At 72.6% G+C, this 379-nt stretch carries 1 pseudogene; it reads right to left on the bottom strand.

Features of this window, described 5'->3' with window-relative positions:
- Positions 1–379, bottom strand: a pseudogene (locus DW178_RS11090) (hypothetical protein); the annotation flags it as partial.

The raw sequence follows: 379 nt of genomic DNA, 5'->3' as shown, positions 1-379 counted from the left end.
ATCTCTCGGGCCCCTCGATCTGGCGCGGGCCGCGGTCCCGGCCGGGGCCCTGGCTGTGGGCCCTCGAAGCCTCGCGCGCCCGCTCGGCGCGCTCGGCCAGCCGCTCGGGCGCCTGGCGCCTCTCGGCTATCTCGGAGAGCCGCTCCCTTGCGCGCTCGGCGGCCTTTCCCGTCTCTTGCTCGAGCTGTCGGAAGGCCTCGTCGACCTCGGGGGCGTCCTCCACCTTGAAGAGCAGCCAGTCGCGGCCCTCGCCGGGGATGATGTGGTGCTCGACCGACGCGGCGCGCAGCTTGTCGGAGACGACCTCCTTGATCGTCGCGTACTCGGGAAGCCCAGAGAGCTCCTCGAGGCTGAGCTTCGCGTAGGTCGGCACGCCCTC

This window comes from Eggerthella sp. AM16-19 (assembly GCF_003474385.1).
In the GTDB taxonomy this organism is placed as follows: Bacteria; Actinomycetota; Coriobacteriia; order Coriobacteriales; family Eggerthellaceae; genus Senegalimassilia.
The sequence above is the reverse complement of the archived record's forward strand: the minus strand, read 5'-3'. Positions and strand labels throughout refer to the sequence as shown.